The organism is Deinococcus carri (assembly GCF_039545055.1).
Taxonomy (GTDB): Bacteria; Deinococcota; Deinococci; order Deinococcales; family Deinococcaceae; genus Deinococcus; species Deinococcus carri.
This window is the reverse complement of record NZ_BAABRP010000010.1, coordinates 82191-102399: the sequence shown is the minus strand read 5'-3', so window position 1 is coordinate 102399 and position 20209 is coordinate 82191. Positions and strand designations below refer to the sequence as shown.

General features: G+C 69.7%; 20 protein-coding genes. 13 read left to right on the top strand and 7 right to left on the bottom strand.

The genetic code is table 11. The annotated features are described in order from the left end of the window. Positions 1-14: 14 nt before the first annotated feature. The gene (locus ABEA67_RS13085; protein ID WP_345465843.1) at positions 15-620 is read right to left on the bottom strand and encodes a GGDEF domain-containing protein; all 606 of its coding nucleotides are present in this window, start codon (positions 618-620) and stop codon (positions 15-17) included. 272 nt (positions 621-892) lie between these two features. Between ABEA67_RS13085 and groES the strand changes: the two genes are divergently transcribed. Next, positions 893-1180, top strand: a complete 288-nt coding sequence (gene groES, locus ABEA67_RS13080) for a co-chaperone GroES (RefSeq protein WP_345465840.1) — start codon at positions 893-895, stop codon at positions 1178-1180. A gap of 109 nt (positions 1181-1289) precedes the next feature. Continuing rightward, positions 1290-2933, top strand: coding sequence for a chaperonin GroEL (groL, locus tag ABEA67_RS13075; protein ID WP_345465838.1), 1644 nt, complete (start codon positions 1290-1292; stop codon positions 2931-2933). 120 nt (positions 2934-3053) lie between these two features. On the opposite strand, the gene ABEA67_RS13070 is transcribed toward groL, so the two are convergent. The 5 genes from ABEA67_RS13070 to ABEA67_RS13050 form a co-directional block, all read right to left on the bottom strand. Beyond that, positions 3054-3365 carry a hypothetical protein gene (locus ABEA67_RS13070; protein WP_345465835.1) on the bottom strand — a complete coding sequence of 104 codons (312 nt, stop codon included), beginning with the start codon at positions 3363-3365 and terminating at the stop codon, positions 3054-3056. 88 nt (positions 3366-3453) lie between these two features. Then, the gene (locus ABEA67_RS13065) at positions 3454-4680 is read right to left on the bottom strand and encodes a 2,3-bisphosphoglycerate-independent phosphoglycerate mutase (protein ID WP_345465833.1); all 1227 of its coding nucleotides are present in this window, start codon (positions 4678-4680) and stop codon (positions 3454-3456) included. 89 nt (positions 4681-4769) lie between these two features. Further along, on the bottom strand, positions 4770-5567 hold the full coding sequence (locus tag ABEA67_RS13060) for a TerC family protein (RefSeq protein WP_345465831.1): 798 nt from the start codon (positions 5565-5567) through the stop codon (positions 4770-4772). A gap of 138 nt (positions 5568-5705) precedes the next feature. Further along, positions 5706-6356 (bottom strand): tRNA (guanosine(18)-2'-O)-methyltransferase TrmH, encoded by a 651-nt coding sequence (gene trmH, locus ABEA67_RS13055; RefSeq protein ID WP_345465828.1) that lies wholly within the window; start codon positions 6354-6356, stop codon positions 5706-5708. Positions 6357-6570: 214 nt separating this feature from the next. Beyond that, positions 6571-6741, bottom strand: a complete 171-nt coding sequence (locus tag ABEA67_RS13050) for a hypothetical protein (protein ID WP_345465826.1) — start codon at positions 6739-6741, stop codon at positions 6571-6573. 238 nt (positions 6742-6979) lie between these two features. Between ABEA67_RS13050 and ABEA67_RS13045 the strand changes: the two genes are divergently transcribed. Next, positions 6980-7243, top strand: a complete 264-nt coding sequence (locus tag ABEA67_RS13045) for a hypothetical protein (protein WP_345465824.1) — start codon at positions 6980-6982, stop codon at positions 7241-7243. 139 nt (positions 7244-7382) lie between these two features. Here the strand turns inward: ABEA67_RS13045 and ABEA67_RS13040 are convergent, their stop codons facing one another. Continuing rightward, on the bottom strand, positions 7383-10166 hold the full coding sequence (locus ABEA67_RS13040) for an ATP-binding protein (protein WP_345465822.1): 2784 nt from the start codon (positions 10164-10166) through the stop codon (positions 7383-7385). A 137-nt stretch (positions 10167-10303) separates the two neighbouring features. On the opposite strand from ABEA67_RS13040, the gene ABEA67_RS13035 reads away from it, so the two are divergent. The 10 genes from ABEA67_RS13035 (at position 10304) to ABEA67_RS12990 (ending at position 20126) form a co-directional block, all read left to right on the top strand. After that, a complete protein-coding gene (locus tag ABEA67_RS13035; protein WP_345465820.1) occupies positions 10304-10864 on the top strand; it encodes a hypothetical protein in 561 nt (186 codons plus the stop codon). 32 nt (positions 10865-10896) lie between these two features. Beyond that, positions 10897-11616, top strand: a complete 720-nt coding sequence (locus ABEA67_RS13030) for a hypothetical protein (RefSeq protein WP_345465818.1) — start codon at positions 10897-10899, stop codon at positions 11614-11616. An 82-nt stretch (positions 11617-11698) separates the two neighbouring features. Then, positions 11699-12805 carry a hypothetical protein gene (locus tag ABEA67_RS13025; RefSeq protein ID WP_345465815.1) on the top strand — a complete coding sequence of 369 codons (1107 nt, stop codon included), beginning with the start codon at positions 11699-11701 and terminating at the stop codon, positions 12803-12805. 512 nt (positions 12806-13317) lie between these two features. Then, positions 13318-14034 (top strand): FadR/GntR family transcriptional regulator, encoded by a 717-nt coding sequence (locus tag ABEA67_RS13020; RefSeq protein WP_345465813.1) that lies wholly within the window; start codon positions 13318-13320, stop codon positions 14032-14034. After that, positions 14027-15505: an ABC transporter substrate-binding protein gene (locus ABEA67_RS13015; RefSeq protein ID WP_345465811.1), complete on the top strand. Its 1479-nt coding sequence runs from the start codon at positions 14027-14029 to the stop codon at positions 15503-15505. Before ABEA67_RS13020 ends, ABEA67_RS13015 begins: the two co-directional genes overlap by 8 nt. A 79-nt stretch (positions 15506-15584) precedes the next feature. Then, entirely contained in the window at positions 15585-16550 is a 966-nt protein-coding gene (locus ABEA67_RS13010) for an ABC transporter permease (RefSeq protein ID WP_345465808.1), read from the top strand. Between the two features lie 23 nt (positions 16551-16573). Beyond that, positions 16574-17419: a nickel transporter permease gene (nikC, locus tag ABEA67_RS13005; RefSeq protein WP_345465806.1), complete on the top strand. Its 846-nt coding sequence runs from the start codon at positions 16574-16576 to the stop codon at positions 17417-17419. Positions 17420-17513: 94 nt separating this feature from the next. Next, entirely contained in the window at positions 17514-19052 is a 1539-nt protein-coding gene (locus ABEA67_RS13000) for a gamma-glutamyltransferase family protein (RefSeq protein ID WP_345465880.1), read from the top strand. Between the two features lie 31 nt (positions 19053-19083). Further along, a complete protein-coding gene (locus ABEA67_RS12995; RefSeq protein WP_345465879.1) occupies positions 19084-19839 on the top strand; it encodes a sulfite exporter TauE/SafE family protein in 756 nt (251 codons plus the stop codon). Further along, positions 19836-20126 (top strand): hypothetical protein, encoded by a 291-nt coding sequence (locus ABEA67_RS12990; RefSeq protein WP_345465804.1) that lies wholly within the window; start codon positions 19836-19838, stop codon positions 20124-20126. The genes ABEA67_RS12995 and ABEA67_RS12990 overlap by 4 nt, the downstream gene beginning before the upstream one ends. The last annotated feature ends 83 nt before the right edge of the window (positions 20127-20209 follow it).

The window sequence follows — 20209 nt, the reverse complement described above, 5'->3', positions numbered from 1 at the left end:
ACCTACATCCCCCCTCACAGCGCCCCCCGGTTCCGCTCGATCAAGTCGTCCAGCGCCTCCCGCAGCAGGCTCGCCTCGGTGCGGCCCAGCGCGCCCGACAGCTTGGCGAGGCGTTCGAGCTGGCTCTTGGGGTAGTAGTTGCTCTTGAGGACCATCTTGCTTTCCACGTAGATGCACGCCCGGCTGCGGCCCTCGCGCTTAGCCCGCAGCAGCGCCTCGTCGGCGGCGCGGTACAGCTCCGCGAAGGTATGGGCGTGAGCGGGGCGGGCGGCCAGCCCCACGCTCAGGCCCAGCGTGCGCGGCCACTGCGGGTCGCGGTGGATATGGAAGTGCTTGATCACCTCGTCGAAGAGGATCAGGGCCGTTTCGGCGGCGGTTTCAGGCAGGATGACCGCATATTCGTCGCCGCCGATGCGCCCGATGATGCTGCCGCCCGGCAGACTGCCCGCCAGGAGCCGCTCGACCCCGCGCAGCACCCGGTCCCCCTCGGTGTGCCCCAGCGTGTCGTTCAGCAGCTTGAAATGATCGAGGTCCAGCACCGCCAGCGTCAGCGGCGCGGAGCCAAGCTTCTCGAAGGCATCCTCAAACGGGTTACGGGACAGGATTTCAGGTCGGGGCATAGGTTCTCCTCCTTCTGAGATCAGAAAGGCATCAGGCGAAGCAGCATGTATTTGCCCTTTACATATATATGTTAGAGCTATAACCTGCAACCCCCGCCCCCAAAAGCAGCGTGCTGGTGGGCCTTGAGCGTATAAGACTCAGATTCCCAGACTATGGCGGTTGACATTTCTGTTGCGGAAGGACTAGTATTCCGTCTGGAACGGCAAAAAGCTGCTGGATTGCCCGGCAGTCCGCCGCCACTCTCACACTTCACTTCACAGGAGGGACACCCATGCTGAAACCTTTGGGCGACCGCGTTCTCGTTGAGATCATCGAAGAAACCGAGCAGAAGACCGCCGGGGGCCTGTACGTCCCCGACACCGCCAAGGAAAAGAGCCAGCGCGGCAAGGTCATCGCCGTCGGCAACGGCAAGCTGCTCGACAACGGCACGCGCGTCCCGCTGGATGTCCAGGAAGGCGACACCGTGTACTTCGCCAAGTACGGCGGCACCGAAGTCAGCCTCGACGGCAAGAACTACAGCCTGCTGAACGAGCGCGACATCCTCGCCATCGTTGAGTGAGGTGTTAGGCGTCAGGTTTCAGGCATAAGTAAAAAAAATGCCTGAAGCCCAAGCAAAAGCCCTAACCCCTAACGACTAGCCCCTTACCCCTCTCCGAAGGAGAACCATCATGGCCAAACAACTCGTGTTTGATGAAGCCGCCCGCCGCAGCCTTGAGCGCGGTGTCAATGCCGTCGCCAACGCCGTCAAAGTAACCCTCGGGCCGCGTGGCCGCAACGTCGTGATCGAGAAGAAGTTCGGCAGCCCCACAATTACCAAGGACGGCGTAACGGTCGCCAAGGAAGTGGAGCTGGAGGACAAGCTCGAGAACATTGGCGCCCAGCTTCTCAAGGAAATCGCCTCCAAGACCAACGACATCACGGGTGACGGCACCACCACCGCCACCGTGCTGGGCCAGGCCATCGTCAAGGAAGGCCTGCGCAACGTGGCGGCCGGCGCGAACCCCCTCGCCCTGAAGCGCGGCATCGACAAGGCCGTCGCCGCCGCCGTCGAGGAGATCAAGACGCTCGCTGTGCCGGTCGAGGACAGCGACGCGATCAAGAAGGTCGCGGGCATCAGCGCCAACGACGAGGCCGTGGGCCAGGAAATCGCCTCCGCGATGGACAAGGTCGGCAAGGAAGGCGTCATCACCATCGAGGAGTCCAAGGGCTTCGACACCGAAGTGGACGTGGTGGAGGGGATGCAGTTCGACAAGGGCTACATCAGCCCCTACTTCATCACCAGCCCCGACACGATGGAAGCCGTCCTCGAAGACGCCTACATCCTGATCAACGAGAAGAAGGTCAGTGCGCTGAAGGACCTGCTTCCCGTGCTGGAAAAGGTCGCGCAGACGGGCCGCCCCCTGCTGATCATCGCGGAAGACGTGGAAGGCGAGGCGCTCGCCACCCTGGTCGTGAACAAGCTGCGCGGCACGCTGAACATCGCCGCCGTGAAGGCCCCCGGCTTCGGTGACCGCCGCAAGGAAATGCTGCGCGACATCGCCGCCGTGACCGGTGGTCAGGTCGTCAGCGAGGACCTCGGGCACCGCCTGGAGAACGTGGGCATGGACATGCTGGGCCGCGCTGCCCGCATCCGCATCACCAAGGACGAGACGACCATCGTGGACGGCAAGGGCAACCAGGCCGAAATCGATGCCCGCGTCAACGCCATCAAGGCCGAACTCGACACCACCGACAGCGACTACGCCCGCGAGAAGCTCCAGGAGCGCCTCGCCAAGCTGGCCGGCGGCGTGGCCGTGATTCGCGTGGGTGCGGCGACCGAGACCGAACTCAAGGAGAAGAAGCACCGCTACGAGGACGCCCTCAGCACCGCCCGCTCGGCGGTCGAGGAAGGCATCGTCGCGGGTGGCGGCACCACGCTGCTACGCGTGATCCCCGCCGTCCGCCAGGCTGCCGAAAGCCTCCAGGGTGACGAGGCGACCGGCGCGCGCATCCTGATCCGCGCCCTGGAAGAACCCGCCCGCCAGATCGCCGCGAACGCCGGCGACGAGGGCAGCGTCATCGTGAACGCGGTTCTGAACAGCGACCAGCCCCGTTACGGCTACAACGCCGCGACCGGCGAGTTCGTGAACGACATGGTGCAGGCCGGTATCGTGGACCCCGCCAAGGTGACGCGCACCGCCCTCCAGAACGCCGCCTCCATCGGCGCGCTGATCCTGACCACCGAGGCCATCGTCAGCGACAAGCCCGAGAAGGCCGCGCCCGCTGCCCCCGCTGGCGGCGACATGGGCGGCATGGGCGGGATGGACTTCTAAACAAGCAAAAAGCTGTCAGCGAGCAGCTTTCAGCAGGAAGGAGCCGGGGCCGGGTGCCTCGGCTCCTTTCGTTGCTCTCGTGCCGCTTGCAGAAAAAGGAAGCGGCACGCCCCGCTGTTTTCAAGAAAAGTCGCAAAGCGAGACATAACTTTCCGGGTCTGTTTCTCCAAGATAGTTCAGGATATTTTCCCAATACTGTTTAGAGCTTAGAGATTCTTCTAGAAAGTCGCGCATCGTCAGGTCTTCTTCAAAATGCAGTTTGCCGTCCGCATTCTCAGAATAAATATCGACATAGGCAGGCCTGGGGCTCTCTGATTGCAGAATAATCTTCAGAAGGTTGAGGGCGTCATCACGTGACAGAAGAGCTTCTCCATCTTCCGTCGCCCTGACTTGCTGAGTGTTCACGAAGGCTTCAATATCAGCCTTGAGCATAACCATTTCTCCGCAACAGCGAACAACACTGAGGGGAAGGCCCAACCGGACCCTCCCCCCTCTTTCCTAATCCCTAACGCCTGCTCCCCTACGCCCCGTACTTCTGCAACTTCAGCGCGTTCGCCATCAGCAAAGGCATGATCTCGGTGCCCCGGCGCAGGCCCAGGCTGCCCTTCTGGGCCTCTTCCTCGGTGTAGCGCTGGGCCAGGTCCTTGCGGCCATAGCGGCTGTTGATCAGCAGCGGAACCGGGTGCCAGGAGTGGCTGGCGAGCTTGCTGGGGGTGGAGTGGTCGCCCACGATGCACAGCACGTCGGGCTGAAGGGCGCGCAGTTCCGGGAGCATCTTGTCGAACAGTTCGATCTTCTTCACCTTGGCGGCAAAGTCGCCGTCCTCGCCGGTAGAGTCGGTCTTCTTGATGTGCCAGTAGAAGAAGTCGTAGTTGTCCCAGTTTTCCCGCAGCGCGGCCAGCTTGCCCTCCAGCGCATCCTCCTCGCCCTCGACCTCCAGCACGTCCATGCCGACCAGACTGGCAAGGCCCTTGTACATCGGGTAGCTGGCGATGCAGGCGGCGCGCAGCTGGTAGATGTCGTCGAAGTTGGGGAAGTGCGGCACGTCGCTGTAGCCCCGGAACAGCACGCCGTTGACCTGCGGTTCGTCCGCGAGGGCCGCCTCGGCACGGGTCACGAACTCGTTGACGAGGTGGGCGGTGCGCTCGCTGGCGGGGTCGTGGGCCTCGGCGATGCGGGGGGGCACACCCGTCACCTGGGGGTCCACGTCGCTGACGTTGGCCCCCAGCGGCGTGCCGGTCGCGCGGAACACGACCACGAAGCGGTGTTCGGACTCGCTGTAGATCTCGACCGGGGTGCCGTCGATCTCGGGAATGGCGGCCCGCAGTTTCGCCACGATCTCGGCGTTCTTCTCGTTGCTGGGGCGGCCGGCGCGGCGGTCGGCAATCAGGCGGCTCTGGCCCAGCGAGGCGAAGTTGCCGCGCACCGCCACGTCGCCCGCATTCAGTTTCACGCCGATGCCCACCGCCGACAGGGCACCGCGCCCCACCACGTACTTCAGGGGGTCGTAGCCGAACAGGCTGAGGTGGCCGGGGCCGCTGCCGGGAGTGATGCCCGCCGCGACGAGTTCGGCCAGGCCCAGTTGCGATTCCGCGGCCAGCGCGTCGAGGTTGGGCGTCTCGGCGGTCGCCAGCTCGGTATCGCCGTTCACGGTCAGCGGCAGCCCCCCCACGCCGTCCAGCACGACCATCAGAATTTTGCTGTCGGTCTTCTTGGCAAGGGGGCGCACGGTGTCGATCAGGTCCATAAGTCCTACTGTACCGCCCACCCGCCGCCCCGAGGTTCACGGCAAAGGGGCCGCCTCCACGCGGAAGACGGCCCCACAAACAGGAACCCTCAGCGCCCGTCGAGCTTCCCGTCGAGGGGATCGTTCGCGGCGGCGTCGAGTTCCCGGCGGATGGCCTGGGCGTCGGCCTCGGCCACCGCATCGCTGACGGCGGCACGGCGCATAGCGAACAGGCCGCCCACCACGGCGATCAGGCCCATGCCGGTCCAGAACAGCCAGGACGGCATCATGACGTGCCAGCCCAGCTCGTAGACCTCGCTGACCTGCTCGACCGTCTCGATGCCCAGCTTGAGGGCAATCCACCCGATCAGGATGTAGGCCACGTCGTCCAGCGCGGGGAAGCGGTCGAGCAGCTTGAGGAAGAAGGTGCTGGCGAAGCGCACCAGCACCAGCCCCATCAGGCCGCCCGCCACCACGATCCAGAAGCCGGTCGAGGTGTCACGCATCTCGGGCTTGAGCAGCGCCACGCCCGCCAGGATCGAGTCCACGCTGAAGGCGAGGTTCACCAGGTTGAGGCTGACAACCACGTTCCAGAAGCTGCCGGTGAGTTCCTTCGGCCCCGCGCCCTCGTCCCGGCCCTTCTTAATGAAGTGGCTGATCACCAGATACGCCAGGTACGCCGCGCCGAACGCCCGCAGGAACCAGTACTTGATGATGAAGCTCGCCAGCAGCACGCCCACCAGCCGCAGCACCATCGCGCCCCACATCACGTAGGTCAGCGCCTTTTGCTGGAGGGCGGCGGGCAGCGGGCGCACCATGACGGCCATCACCAGCGCGTTGTCGGCGGACAGCAGGCCCTCCAGCACGGCCAGGGTCAGCAGAATGACGATAATTTCCGTGTTCAACAAAGCACCCCTTCGCGCCCCCGCCCTGCGGCCAGGCCCCGGTCAGGGGCGGCGCAGGCGGAAGCAGTCACCCCGCAGTCTACCCGCCTCATCCGGCAGGAGGGGAAGCACAGAACATACAGAACGCAACGGGGGGCCGCCTCAGCGCCGCAGTTGCCCCGCCTCGTCCAGCGCCGGGTAGGGTTCGCCGCGCTCGCGGTAGCCGGGGGCGAGGTCGGGGTAGGCCCACTCGAAGGCGAGGCGCTCCAGTTCGGCGGGCGCGAGCTGCGGCGTAGCGTACATCCCGGCGGCGAGGCGCTGGCGCTGGGCCTCGAACAGGATGGTGGCGGCGGCGACCGACACGTTCAGGCTCTGCACCATGCCGAACATCGGAATGACGATGTTGGCGTCGGCAGCCTCGGCGGCCTCGTCCGACACGCCCCATTTCTCGGCCCCCAGCAGCACGCAAGTGGGGCGGGTGTAGTCGGGTTCGCGGTAGTCCAGGCTGCGCTGCGAGAGGTGCGTGGCAAGGACCTGCACGTCCTGAGCCTGAAGCTGACGCACCGCGCCCAGCGCGTCCGGGTGCTTCACGACGCCCACCCACTTGTGGGCGCTGCCGCTGGTCGCGTCGAAGGTGGGCAGCGCGCCGCTTTTGGGCGGGACGGCATGGGCGGTCAGGACGCCCACCGCGTCGCAGGTCCGCAGGATGGCGCTGAAGTTGTGGGGCTTGTTGACCTCGTCCATCAGCACGGTCAGCGTGGGTTGCCGCCTGCTCAGGACGCGGCGGATTTTCTCGTACCGTTCGGGAGTCACGTCGGAGGCCAGGGTAGCGCAAGCGGGAGCGCCGCAGCCCCCCCACAGAAAAAGCCCCCGGGCCTCGCTCCGGGAGCGGTCTTCCCGACTTCACCCGGCCGGGTTGAATTGTTGAACGTCTTCAGGGTAAGGGGCAACGCCGGGGCGCACATGGGGACGGCCTGACTGTTCCTTCATCCCTCGCGGTCGCTGCCGCCCGGACTGTGTGGGCCGCTCAGTGCAGGCGTGCCGGAAGCTGGCCGTCCTCCGGAAACGGGAATGGCAGGTCCTCCTCCTCGGCGGGCACGGCCTCATGACGGCGCAGGAGCGCGGCCAGGCCCAGCACCAGGAGAAACGCGGCGTTCAGGACGCCCCAGGTCGCCAGCAGGTAGAGAAAGTACCCCATCGGTGTTCCCGGAGTGTAAGTGCTCACAGGAGCTTTAGCAAGAGTCAGATAGGAATCAGATTCAGGGAAACTGGGGGTGGGAGGGGAAACGCGGACGGCCACTTCCCCGCCATGACCCGCGAACATTCCAGCGGCACTTCCGGGGGCCCATTCCGCCCGTATCCTCCTGACCCGCCGGGGCAATTTCGGGTACGCTCGTGAGGACGGGGTTCACCACGCCACGAAACGGAGGCGCGTTATGGACGAGCTTGAGCAGAAACTCCTGGCCCTGCACGACCTGTTGCGGTCCCTCGACCTGCCGGACGACACCGAGTTCACCCTGCCCCTCTCCTCGGGCCGCCTGACCGTGAGCAAACGCACGTCCGGCAGCGTCACGCTGGCCTCCGGGGGCGGCCGGGGGGTCAGCGAGCACTTCGACGTGCGCCTGTCCTCCTGGCAGGAACCGCCGACCCTGCCCCCGCACGTCGTCCCGGAACCCGATAGCCACAGCGCAGGCGGCTGAGGCCACCGCGTCCCTAGGACGGCGCTCCGTTGCGTTGCCGCGCGTCCTGGGCGTCCACTCCACTGCGCGCCGCCCTTTTTGCGCTGCTCGCTTCGCTCGGAAAGGTTGCCAAAAGGCGGCAACCTTTCTGCGCCCCGCCCTAGGACGGCGCGAGGTGCCCTGTCCAGGCGGAGAGCTGGTGCAGGGCCTCGACGACCAGGGTGCCCACGTCCCCCACGGTGCCGGCCTCGTCCGGTGTGGGGGCGGCCTCGCCCAGCTCGCGCTCCAGCGTCGCCCGCGTCCAGTGGGGCAAGGCCGGCTCACGCAGCAGCCGCGACCGCAGGTGCCGAGCCTGCTGCGTCTCGCCCGCCTGCGCGAGCACGGACGCCGCCAGCGCCAGGCGGTCGAGGGTCTCGCCCAGGGCACCCGTGCGCCAGCTCTCGTCGAGGCTCTGCCAGGCGTCGCGGGCCGCGGCGGGCAGGGCACCGCCCGCCAGGTGGGCACGGGCGCGCACGTCCAGCAGTAGGCCGTGCAGCGCGGGCGGCGCGTCGCTGCCGGCCAGGTCAAGCGCGGACGCGCACCACGCCAGCGCCTCCCGCACCTCGCCCTGCTTGCGCGCGACCTCCGAGAGGGCGGTGAGGAGCCAGGGCAGCAGTGAAGGCTCCTCGTCCCGCGCCCACCGGCAGCCCTCGTCCAGGATGCGGCGCGCCTCCGGCAGCCGGTCCAGGTTCGAGAGCAGTGCCCCGTAGTTCAGCAGGGCGCGCGCGAGGCCCGGCCCCCGGGTCTGACGCCGCCTTGCGAGCACCTCCAGGTACGCCCGTTCCGCCGCGCCGGGCTGGCCGAGCTGCTCGTCCAGAATGGCGAGGCTTTCCAGGGTACGCAGCCGCAGGGCCTCGTCGCCGTTCGTGCGGGCGAGGTCGAGCAGCACCTGCCAGTGGTCGCGGGCCTCCTGCGGGCGGCCCAGCGCCTGCAACACCGCGGCGAGGACGTGCAGCGCGCGCGGCCGCACCGGCCCGCCTGCCCCCGCACCCGCCCGGGCCAGTCCGAGCGCCGCGTCCAGGTGGCCCAGTTGCAGGTGCAGCCACGCGAGGTCGGTGCCGAGTTCCCCCAGGGCCTCCCGGTCGTCCGCCGCGCCGGCCACCTCCAGCGCCCGGCGCAGCAGGTCCGCGCCCTCGGCCAGGCGGCGGGCACGCCCGGCCAGGAAACGCAGGCCGGGCGAGGCCTCGCGCAGCCCGCCCGTGTCCGCCGCCTCACACGTGGCCTGCCAGGCCGCGCGGGCATTGCCGAAGTCCGCCTCGCCCAGCGTCCGCGCCGCCAGCCCGTGCATGAAGTGCCGGCGGTGACGTTCGCGCACCTCCTGCCAGCGGGGGCCGTCCGCCTCCAGCGCCTCGCGGGCGTAGGTGCCCAGCAGCGGGTGGAAGTCGAAGCGTCCCGCGCCCACCCCGCGCAGCAGCGCCCGGTCGCAGAGCGCGGCGAGCTGCGCGAGGGTCGTGCCGCAGACCTCCGCCGCCGCCTCGCGCCCGAACCCTCCCTCGAAAGGGGCCAGGCCCGCGAGGGCACCCTGCAACACGGGCGGGAGCCGCGCCCAGGAGCGCGAGAAGACCACGCGGGGCGTCGTGGTGCCCGGCGGCGCGTGCTCGTCGAGAAGCCGCAGGTCGCCCGCGAGGGCCTCGGCCAGGTCCCCGGCCGGCAGGGCCGCGCTCCAGCCGGCCGCAAGTTCCACGGCGAGGGGGTGGCCGTGCAACAGCCGCACGATCCGCTCGACCCCGGCGGGGTCCGGCGCGGGGGCCGAGCGCGACCAGCGCGCGCGGCGCATGAACAGCGTCGCGGCGTCCGTCAGCCCACCGGCGCGGGGGTGCCGATGGTCCAGCCCCTCCAGATGCACCTCGTGCACGGACGGCCCGGCCAGGCGCGAGCGCGACGTGACGAGCAGCCGCCACCGCGGGTCGCGGGCCAGCAGCGCGGCCACGAGCGCGGCCGGGTCCTCCAGATCCTCCAGGTTGTCGAGCAGCAGCAGCTCCGGCTGGCCGGGGGGCGCGAGCGCCGCGTCCACGCGCCCGGTGGCGTCACCGGAGGTGTGTGCGCGGGCGAGGTCCACCAGGCGCGCGTCCACCCCCAGCTCGTGCGCGAGGTCCAGCGCGAGGTGCGTCTTGCCGATGCCGCCTGGTCCCGTCAGGACGATGCAGCGTTCCGGGGCCTCCCGCAGCAGGGCGAGCACCCGTTCGCGTTCCGCCTCACGGCCTACCACGGGCGTGGGCCGCGCGGGCAGGTGCGCGGCGGGCGGGGCGCGCGGTGCCTGCCACACCTGCCGCGCCGCCAGGGCCGTGGGGGCCAGGGGCACGTCGAAGCCGCGCGTCTCGGCCCGCACGTCGCGCGCGGCCGGATGGTCCGCGGCCAGCAGCAGATCGTGCAGGCGCTGCAACTCCGGCAGGGTCGGCTCGGGGGCACCCCGCAGCACGTAGGCCCGGTGGGCGAGCCGCGCCGCCTCCCCGAACGCGCCGCGCCCGGCTTCGCGCGCCGCGAGATGCAGCAGGGCCTCCCGGACACACGACCCGATGGCCTCGCGGGTGGCGAAGACCCATTCCTCCAGCGCGGCCCCCAGCAGCGGCAGGGCCACGCCGTCGAGAAACGCGCCGGTGAACTGCTCCACCACGGCGGGGTGGTCGCCGCGCTCGTGCGCGCGCAGCAGCAGGGCGGCGTCGGCCACGACGGTCGTGGCGACCGTCTCGCCCTGGGTGAGGATCGCCCCGGGCAGCCCCTGCTTGAGGCGTGCCAGCGTGACCCTCAGGTGCGCGGCGGCCTCCGGATGGCCCGGCCAGAACAGCGCCCGCAGCTCCTGCCGGGGCCGGGTGCCCTCCAGCGCGAGGTAGGCCAGCAGCAGCAGGCCCTGGGGCCGCGTGAAGTGCCCCCCGCCCGCCGAGAGCTGGCCGAGCGTGCGCAACATGGCCCAGTGTACGCCCGGCGTTGCCAGCCTGGATACGCGGCGGCAACGGGGCCAGGCGCACCCTGGGCAGCGAGGAAAGCGTGAACCGCAGGGAACTTCGCTTTCCGCCCGGCCGCGGGGCCGGGAAAGGAGCACAGATGGACATCTCGGTACCCGAAAACGGTTCGCTCATCCTGGACGCCGAGCATCCGGGGGCAGAGGTCGCGCCCGCCGCCGTGCAGCACCGCGTCACCCGGCTTCAGGACTACGCCGACCTGGGCCTGGTGCGGGAGGAGCACCTGACACGCATGCTCGCCGCGGCCCGCGAGAGCACGGCGGACGCCCTCTCGAACCCCGGCCGGCCCGGCGCGTTCGTGCCCGGCACCCGCCGCCCGGACCTGGGGCGCTACACCGGGTACACCTCCCGCCTGGCGGAGGTGAACACGTCCGAGGCGCGGCTGGTCTGGAACGCGCTGCGGGCAGTGGAACCCCGGCGGCTCGGGGCCTGGACGCTCTCGGACCGCCTGCCTGGGAATCTGGGTCCCATCATCAGCGGCTTCCGGTTTGCCGACATCACCGTCGCGGGCGGCGGCCAGTTGATCGTCGCGCCGGGCACGCGGGTGATGTGGGCGGGCGACATCGTGGTCGCGCCAAGCGGCCGGATCGTGGTGCAGGGGGCGTCACTCACCGTTCGCGCCCATTCCTTCCGCGGCCAGTAGGGTCTGGCCGGAATCCTCAGAGGAGCAGAGAGATGAACTTCAATGTGCTAGCGACGGGACCGCGCGGCAATGCGGGCACCGACGGCTTCGAGGGAACGGCCGGCGCGGGCGGACAGGTCGGGCAGAACGCGGACTGCGGCACCTGGGACGACAACGAACCCACCCGCGGCAGCGACGGCGGGCGCGGCGCACGCGGAAGCGACGGCGCGGCCGGGTCGGCGGGCGGGGCCGGGGGGCACGTCACCCTGGAGCTGACCGAGTACCGGGGCGGGCTGCGTGCCTCCTGCCAGGGCGGCGAGGGCGGACGGGGCGGCCACGGGGGCCGCGGCGGTCCGGGTGGCCCCGGAGGCCACGGGGGCTGGGGCCACAACTGCGAGGCGAACGCGCACGGCGGGCGCGGCGGGGACGGGGGCGACGGCGGCAACGGGGGCCGCGGCGGCGACGGCGGTCCGGGGGGCAGCTTCACCCTGCGCTTCAAGACGGACCTGTCGGGCGGCGCGCCGACCACCATCGAGGTGGGTGGGGGCGTGGGCGGCGTCGGCGGCCTGGGTGGTCCGGGCGGCGCACCCGGCCCGCGCGGCGTGACCGGTGGCCCGGACGAGCACGGCAATCCCCGCTCCTCGTCCTACTCCCACTCCGACTATGAACCCGGCGACCCGCCCGGACCCGCCAACGTGGGCCAGCCGGGCAGCACCGGCGCGACGGGCATCACGGGTCCGGGGGGAACCTTCGACATCATCCCGGTGCCCTGACGACGCCGACGACGCGGCACCCCGACATGACGCGGGCGGGCACGGTGCGTGGGGCTGTGCCCGCCCACCCCAAGGAGGCAGCATGACCACAGGCGACAAGCTGAGCACAGGCGCACGCCCCTTTGACCGCGCGGTATGCGCCGTCGGGGACGTGCTGGGCCTGGGGGCGGCGGGGGCACGGCAGGCGCAGGCCCGAGCACTCCTGCACGTTCTGACGCGGGACGTGCCGACGGCCGCCCGCGCGGGTGGCCCACGCCGCTCGACCCTGACCCCAGGCGGCCTGCCGCTTGAGGTCGCGGTGAGCACGGGGACCGGCGGCGCGCAGGTGCGCTACATCGTGGATGCCGGGGATCTGCGGCGGCCGGTGTCGGCGCGGGTGCGCGACGGGACGACGCGAAACGCCCTCCTGCACCTGGGCCTGCACGCCTCGGTGCCGGCGCACGACACGCTGGCGAATGTCCTGCTGGGGCCGGACGTGCTGCGCGGGGACGGGGTGCGCTTCGGCATGTGGCTCTCCCCCCAGCACCATGCGGACGGGACCGACACGCTGCGGGTGTACTACAACCTCACGCCCTTCCGGCGGCAGGTGCCGGGAGGCGTCCGGGCCGTTCTGGGGGCGCTGGCGGCCGTGGTCCCCGTCGCCCACCTCGACGCTGTGGCGCGCCTGGTGCCGGTGGGGCTGTGTCCGGCCCTGCTCGGGGTGGAGTACGGCGGGGGCGGGGCACGCAAGGCCAAGTGGTACTTCCGGGCGTGCCAGGGCCTGAGCCTCGTGCGCCTCGAACGGCTCGCGGCCCGCTGCGACCCGCCGGACGCCCTGCGGACGTTCATCCAGGTGCTGCTGGGCGGCGCGGCGCACTATCCCGAGCGGGGCGTGATGCTGTACCTCTCGCACGACCCGGCCGGGCGGGTGGGTCTGAACGTGTACCTGTCCGGACCGGCGGCGGGGCCGGGTGAGCGCGAGCTGTCACACCGGGTGCGGCAGGCCCACACGGCCCTCGGGCTGGATCCCTCGACATACGAGGCGGTGCTGGCGCGGTTGCGCCGCGACACATCCCCGGAAACGCGGCTGCATACCCTCACCGGACTGAAGCTGAGCGCGGCAGGCGTTTCCCTGAATCAGTACCTGTGTCCCGCCAGCCCGGAGGACCCCGGCGGCGGAACCGCACACCAGGCAGGCCTGGACCCCTGACCCCGGGAGGCGGGGATAACTTCCGGGCACAGCGGGCTGGCAATCCTGAAGAACAACCAGAAAGCCCCACTCCAGGCGGGGTTTTTTCTGGTGCACTCGGCTGGATTCGAACCATTAGCCTGTCCCCTGGGCACCTTCGCGGTCGTTGACGCTGGCGGGCGGATGTTACAAGAATGACGTTTCAGACGTTCTTTCTCCAGGTTGGTCTGGTGTACTGGTTTACGCAGGGAGACGGACGTGGCCGCCCGGAGCTGTCGTGCGTTTGTCATGCCCTCGGCCCAGACCATCAGGCTTTTCTGCCCTGCTCGTGCTGAGGGGCGTGCGCGCCGAAGTGAGCCGGTGGTTCCTCGCCACGTCCAGCCTGCCGATGCCCTGGCGCGGCGCTCCGTTACATTGCCGCTTTCTAGACAGGTCCCGGGGGAGGCTGGGAAGGAAGCGTACCCTGACCTCACCCCAAATTGGTAGGACCACCAGACCAAAACCATCCGCGCTGCTCCAGCCTCAGGAGGTCCATGACGGCTTATCCCATCAAGCGGCAGAAACTGACCGCCAGTGTTGCGGAGGAACTCCTGGCCCTGATCGTGCGCGGCGGGTTCCAACCCGGCCAACGCCTCCCCGCCGAGCGCGTCCTGTCGGAGCAGATAGGCGTTTCCCGGACCAGCCTGCGCGACGCCATCGCGCGCTTGGAGGTGCTGGGCCACCTGGAGGCGCGGCAGGGCAACGGCGTGTATGTGCGCGAGCCGTCCGCGGCGCACCTCACGCAACCCTTCCAGGGCATGCTTGCCCGCACCGCTCAGAACGTGCAGGACCTGCTGGAATTCCGCCGCATGATCGAACCCGAGGTGGCGGCGCACGCGGCCGCCCGCGCGACCCCGGAGCAGGTGAGGGGTCTGCTCGCGTCCATCGAGGCGCAGCAGGAGGCGGCCCGGCAGAACGTCAAACTCAGCCACGAGGATCTCCAGTTCCATACCCTGATCGCCCAGATGGCCGGGAACGAGATCGTGATGGGCGTGCTGGACACGTTGCGGTCGCTGCTCCGGGACCTGCGGGATCAGGTGCTGGGCGACCAGCCGCAGCTCACCATTCAGGAGCATGCCGCCGTCGCGCAGGCCATTGCGCGCGGTTCTCCGGCAGCAGCCCGTCAGGCCATGCTGCGCCACCTGATCAGCGTTCGTGAACACGCCACGTCGAGCCTTCAGAGGCAAAAAGGAGAAGACCACCATGCGTAAACCCTTCCTGTCGCTTTGCCTGTCGGTCCTGAGCGCCGCGCTGATCGGCAGCGCCGCCGCCGAAACCCTCACCGTCGGCCTCGACGCCGATCCGCCCCGGCTCGACCCGGCCCTGTCGAGCGCCCTGGTCGACCGTCAGGTGATGAACCAGATCTACGACAAGCTCGTGGACCTCGATCAGAACCTCAAGATCGTGCCCATGCTGGCCACCTCCTGGAAAATCACGAACGGCGGCCTGACCTACACCTTCAAACTGCGCGGCGGCGTGAAGTTTCAGGACGGCACCCCCCTGAACGCCGACGCCGTGAAGTACACCCTGGACCGCAACATGACCCTGGAAGGTTCGGTCCGCAAGGGTGAACTCAAGAGCGTCAAGGACGTGAAGGTGATCGACCCGCTGACCGTGCAGATCACCCTCTCGCAGCCGTATGGTCCCCTGCTGGCGGTCCTGAGTGACCGCGCGGGCATGATCGTCTCGCCCACCGCCGTCAAGAAGGCCGGGGCCGACTTCCAGAACGCGCCGGTGGGCAGTGGTCCCTTCAGCTTCACCAGCCGCAAGCGCCAGGACAACATCACCCTGAGCGCCAACAAGAGCTACTGGGGCGGCGCGCCGAAGATCGATAAGCTGGTCTACCGGCCCTTCCCGGACGGCGACGTGCGCTACGCCAACCTGCTGTCCGGCGCGATCCAGGTGATGACGCCCATCGATCCCAAGGACGTGAGCAAGCTCTCCCAGAACGCCAAGTTCAAGGTTCTGAACTACCCCGGCCTGGGCTTCCAGGGCATCTGGTTCAACGTGACCCGCCCGCCGTTCAACAACAAGGCTTTCCGTCAGGCGGTGGGGGCCACCATCGACCGTCAGGCCCTGGCCAAGTCCATCTTCTACGACACCGTGGAGCCGGCGGCCGGCCCCTTCCCGCAGGGCACCCCCGCCTACTCTTCGGCCATCAAGGTCAGCCGGCCGGACCTGAACCTCGCCAAACAGAAGCTGGGCGGCAAGCCCCTGAGCTTCACGCTGCTGACCACGCCGGGAACCGTGACCACCCAGACCGCGCAGCTGTATCAGGCGATGTTCGCGCAGGCCGGCATCAATGCCAAGATTGAACAGGTCGAGTTCGGCACCCTGCTCGACCGCGCCGACAAGCGCGACTTCGACGCCCTGATGCTGGGCTGGAGTGGCCGCCCCGACCCGGACGGCAACATCTTCGACTTCTTTACCACCGGCGGCAGCAACAACCAGGCCGGGTACAGCAACAAGACCGTGGACGCGCTGCTCGCCAAGGCCCGCGCCCAGACCAGCATGTCGGCCCGCGTCGCCACCTACAACGTGGCGCTGGGCAAGATCCTCGACGACGCGCCCTATACCTTCGTCTACTTCCAGCGCAACCTGGTCGGGGCGGCGGCGGGTGTCACGGGCCTGAAGCCCATCCCGGACGGCATCCTGCGCTTCAGCGACGTGGACCTGAAATAGACGCGGACTGAACCAGGTACCTGGCCCGCGCGGCCTGGACGCTGAGACCCTGCCTGAGGCGTCCAGGCCGCCCTTCCACATGCTGGAGAAGGAGACGCCCTTGCTGGTGTTCGCGCTGCGCCGACTGCTCTCGGCGATTCCCACCCTGCTGATCGTGACCCTGCTGGTGTTCGGCATGGTCAAGCTCCTGCCCGGCGACCCGGCCCGCCTGATGCTGGGCGAGGAGGCCACCCCGCAGGCCCTCACCGAACTGCGCCATTCGATGGGACTCGACCGGCCCCTGGCCCAGCAGTACGTCGGCTGGCTGGGCAGCGTCCTGCATCTGGATTTCGGCGCGAGTCTCAAGGACAACACCAGCGTGGGCAGCCTGATCGCGGACAAGTTGCCCGTGACCATCGAGCTGGCGGTGTTCTCCATGCTGATCTCGCTGCTGATTGCCCTGCCGGCGGGCCTGCTCAGCGCCCTGCGGCGGGGCAGCTGGGTGGACCAGGGCGTGACCCTGCTGGCCCTCTCGGGCATCAGCCTGCCGAACTTCTTTCTCGGGATTCTGCTGATCTACCTGTTCAGCATCCGGCTGGCCTGGATTCCCGCCAGCGGCTACACCAGCCTGCTGGAGAATCCGGCCCGCAACCTGCTGCTGCTGCTGCTGCCCGCCGTGACGCTGGGTGTTCACTCGGGCGCGGTCCTGACCCGCTACCTGCGCTCCAGCCTGAGTGAAACCCTGATGCAGGACTACGTGCGCACCGCCCACGCCAAGGGCCTGCCCGCGCGGCGCGTCACGCTGAAACACGCCCTGCGCAACGCCCTGATTCCCTTTCTGACCGTGTTCGGCCTGCAACTCGGCGGCCTGCTGGGGGGGGCCGTCATCACCGAGCAGATCTTCAGCATTCCCGGCTTTGGCCGCCTGCTGGTGGACGCGGTGTTCACGCGCGACCTGCCGGTGATTCAGGGCATGGTGCTGGTGTCCGCCGTGGCCGTCTTTCTGGTGAGCTTCCTGGTGGACCTGGGCTACGCCGCCGCCGACCCCCGGATCAGGTACAGCTGATGACGACCCTGACTTCTCCCCCCGTGACCCGCCGACGCGTCAGCCCGGCGCTCCAGCGCTTTTTGCGCAACAGACTGGCGGTGGCCGGGGCAGTCGCGCTGGCCCTGCTGGGCGTGACGGCCCTGTTCGCGCCGTGGCTCGCGCCCGCCGACCCCACCAAGATCTTCTTCACGGACCTGCGGACGCCGCCCTCGGGCGCGCACCTGTTCGGGACCGACGAACTGGGCCGCGACATCCTCTCGCGCGTGATGTACGGGGCGCGGGTCAGCCTCAGTGCCGGGCTGGTCTCGGTGCTGTTCGCGCTGGTTTCCGGCACAGCCATCGGGCTGATCGCCGGATACGTGCGCGGCTGGCTCGACGACGTGCTGATGCGCCTGGTGGACGCCATGCTCGCCCTGCCGTTTCTGGTGCTGGCGATTGCCCTGGCGGCCATCCTGGGACCCAGCCTCCAGAACACCATGATCGCCATCGCCATCGTGACCGCGCCCGTCTTCGCCCGCATCACGCGCGGCGAGGTGCTCGCGCAGCGCGAACGCGAGTACGTGCAGGCCGCGCAGGCGCTGGGTGCCCGCGATGGGCGGGTCCTGCTGCGGCACCTGCTCCCGAACATCGCGGGGCCGCTGATCGTGCAGACTTCCCTCGCCATCGCCAATGCCATCCTGGCGGAATCCAGCCTGTCGTTCCTGGGCCTGGGGGTGCAGCCTCCGGCCCCGAGCTGGGGTTCGATGCTCAACGCCGCGCGCGGCTACCTGTCCGACGCCCCCTGGATGGCCCTGTTTCCCGGTGCCGCGATCTTCCTCGCCGTGCTCGCCTTTAACCTGCTGGGCGACGGCCTGCGCGAGGCCCTCGATCCGCGCGCCCGCCACTGACCGCCCGCTGCTGCCCCCCCGACTGCCCCCCTCAGGAGACTCGCCCTTGAACACCTATTCCAGTTACCGGCACCCCGTCATCGCCCGGCAGGGCATGGTCGCCACCAGCCAGCCGCTCGCCGCCCAGGCGGGCCTGTTCATCCTGCGGGAGGGCGGCAACGCGGTAGACGCGGCGATTGCCACCGCCGCGGCGCTGACGGTCGTGGAACCGACCAGCAACGGCATCGGCGGCGACCTGTTCGCCCTGGTGTGGGCGGACGGCGAACTGCACGGCCTGAACGCCTCGGGACGCTCGCCCGCGCTGCTCGGCCTGGGCGCGCTGGCAGACGGGCAACTGCCCGCCTACGGCTGGCTCCCGGTGACGGTGCCGGGCGCGCCGCGCGGCTGGGCCGACCTGCACGCGCGGTTCGGCCGCCTGCCGTTCGAGCGGCTGCTCGCGCCCGCTGTCCACTACGCCCGGCACGGCTACCCCCTCTCCCCCGTTCTGGCCGAGAACTGGCGGCGCGCGGCCCAGGCCTACCGGCGGCGGGAGGGGCAGGAATTCGCCGCCTGGCTGGACACCTTTGCCCCGCCGGGCTTCGGGGCGCAGGCGGGCGAGGTCTGGGCCTCGGAGGGCCACGCCCGCACGCTGGAGCAGATTGCCGCCTCGCAGGGCGCGGCCTTTTACGAGGGCGACCTCGCCCGGCAGATGGACGCCCACGCCCAGGCGACCGGGGGCCTGCTGCGCCTGGACGACCTCGCCGCGCACGAGAGCGAGTGGGTCACGCCGATTCGGACCGAGTACCGGGGCCACCTCGTTCACGAGATTCCGCCCAACGGGCAGGGCCTCACCGCCCTGATCGCGCTGGGCATCCTGAACGGCCTGGAGCTGCCGGACCACCGCGACGACTCCTGGGGCCTGCACCTGCAAATCGAGGCGATCAAGCTGGCCTTTGCCGATGCCCAGAAGTACATCGCCGACCCGCAGCATGTGGACGTGCCCGTGGAACGGCTGCTGAGCGAGGGCTATCTGGCGGCCCGCCGCGCCCGCATCGGGGAGACGGCCCTGGAGCCGGAGGCGGGCGACCCGAACGCGCACGGCACGGTCTTCCTGACCACCGCCGACGCCGACGGGCAGATGGTCAGCCTGATCCAGAGCAACTACATGGGCTTCGGCAGCGGCGTGGTGATTCCCGGCACCGGCATCGCGCTGCAAAACCGCGGGCACAACTTCAACCTGGAGGCCGGACACGCGAACGTCCTGGCTCCCCGCAAGCGGCCCTACCACACCATCATCCCCGGCTTCCTGACCCGCACCGACGGCACGCCGGTCGGCCCCTTCGGCGTGATGGGCGGCTTCATGCAGCCGCAGGGCCACGTGCAGGTGGTGCTCAATACCGTCCGCTACGGCATGAATCCCCAGCAGGCCCTCGACGCCCCGCGCTGGCAGTGGCTCCAGGGCCGGGTCGTGGAGGTGGAGCATGAACTCGGGGGGCCGCTCTCCCGCGCCCTGGCCGCGCGGGGGCACGAGGTCCGGGTGGGACTGAATCCGAATGCCTTCGGGCGGGGGCAGATCATCTGGCGCGACCCGAAAACGGGCGTACTGACCGGCGGCAGCGAGAGCCGCGCCGACGGACAGGTGGCGGCGTTCTGATGGCGCGTTCAGGGGCAGGCCGGCTGTGAGCGTGCTGCTGGCGACCATCGCCATCGGGCTGCTGGCGGGCGTGCTGGGCGCGATCCTGGGCCTGGGGGGCGGGGTGGTCGTGGTGCCCGCCCTGCAATTCACGTTGCCGCATCTGGGGCATCCCATCAGCATCAGTCAGGCCATCGCCATCAGCCAGTTCAGCGTGCTGGCGGTGGGCCTCTCGGGGGCCGCGGCGTATCTCCAGCAGGGGCTGGTACGGGCGCGGACCGGGTATCTGCTCAGTCCCTACACCATCCTGGGCGGCACGGTGGGCAGCCTGCTCGGCCTGGTGCTGCCCGCGCGGGCGGTCGCCACCGTGTTCGCCCTGCTGCTGCTGTATTCCGCGTTCACCCTGGTGCGCGGCCTGCGCCGGGTGGAGGCCGAACGCGCGAGCGGCCCGCTGATGCTGCCCGCCATGACCTTTGCCGGCGTGATGAGCGGCCTGCTGGGCATCGGGGGCGGCACGGTGCAGGTGCCGGTCATGAATCTGCTGGGCGGGCTGCCCATCCGGCAGGCCATCGCCACCTCCACCTTCATCATGGGCCTCACGGCGGTGGCGAACGCCCTGATCTATCAGGCGGGGGGCCTGCTGGACGCGCGGCTCGCGTGCGCGGTGGCGCTGGGCGTGCTGGTGGGTGCCCGCGCCGGGGCCGGGCTGCAAAAGCGCATTCCCGACCGCGCGCTGAAGATCTTCTTCTCGCTCCTGCTGGTGTTCACGGCGGCGCAACTGCTGATCAAATACTGGGGGCACGCATGAGCCGGCCCGGCGCACCGGAGCCTGCGCCCCACACCGAACCCCCGGTGCTGCCCCCCTGGCTGTACCCCGCGTGCTTCTGGCTCGCGCTGCCGGTCCTCGCGCTCAGTCTGGCCGTGCCGGGGCTGGTCGACCTGGGCGTGTGGTTCATGATGGCGGTGCCCGCCCTGGCCGCGCTGGTCGTGGTCGTCACGCGGTGGCGCACCGACCGCCGCGTCGCCGTGGCCGCCCTGGTTGCCCTGATCGGGCTGGCTGTGGTGGTCGTGGTCAAGCAGTTCCTCCGCCCGTAAAAAGGCCCCTTCCCCTCGGCGGCAGGGTCCAGGCTTTCTCGTTGTCTCCCTGCCCCGCCCCACCATCCACTCCCCGCGCCAGC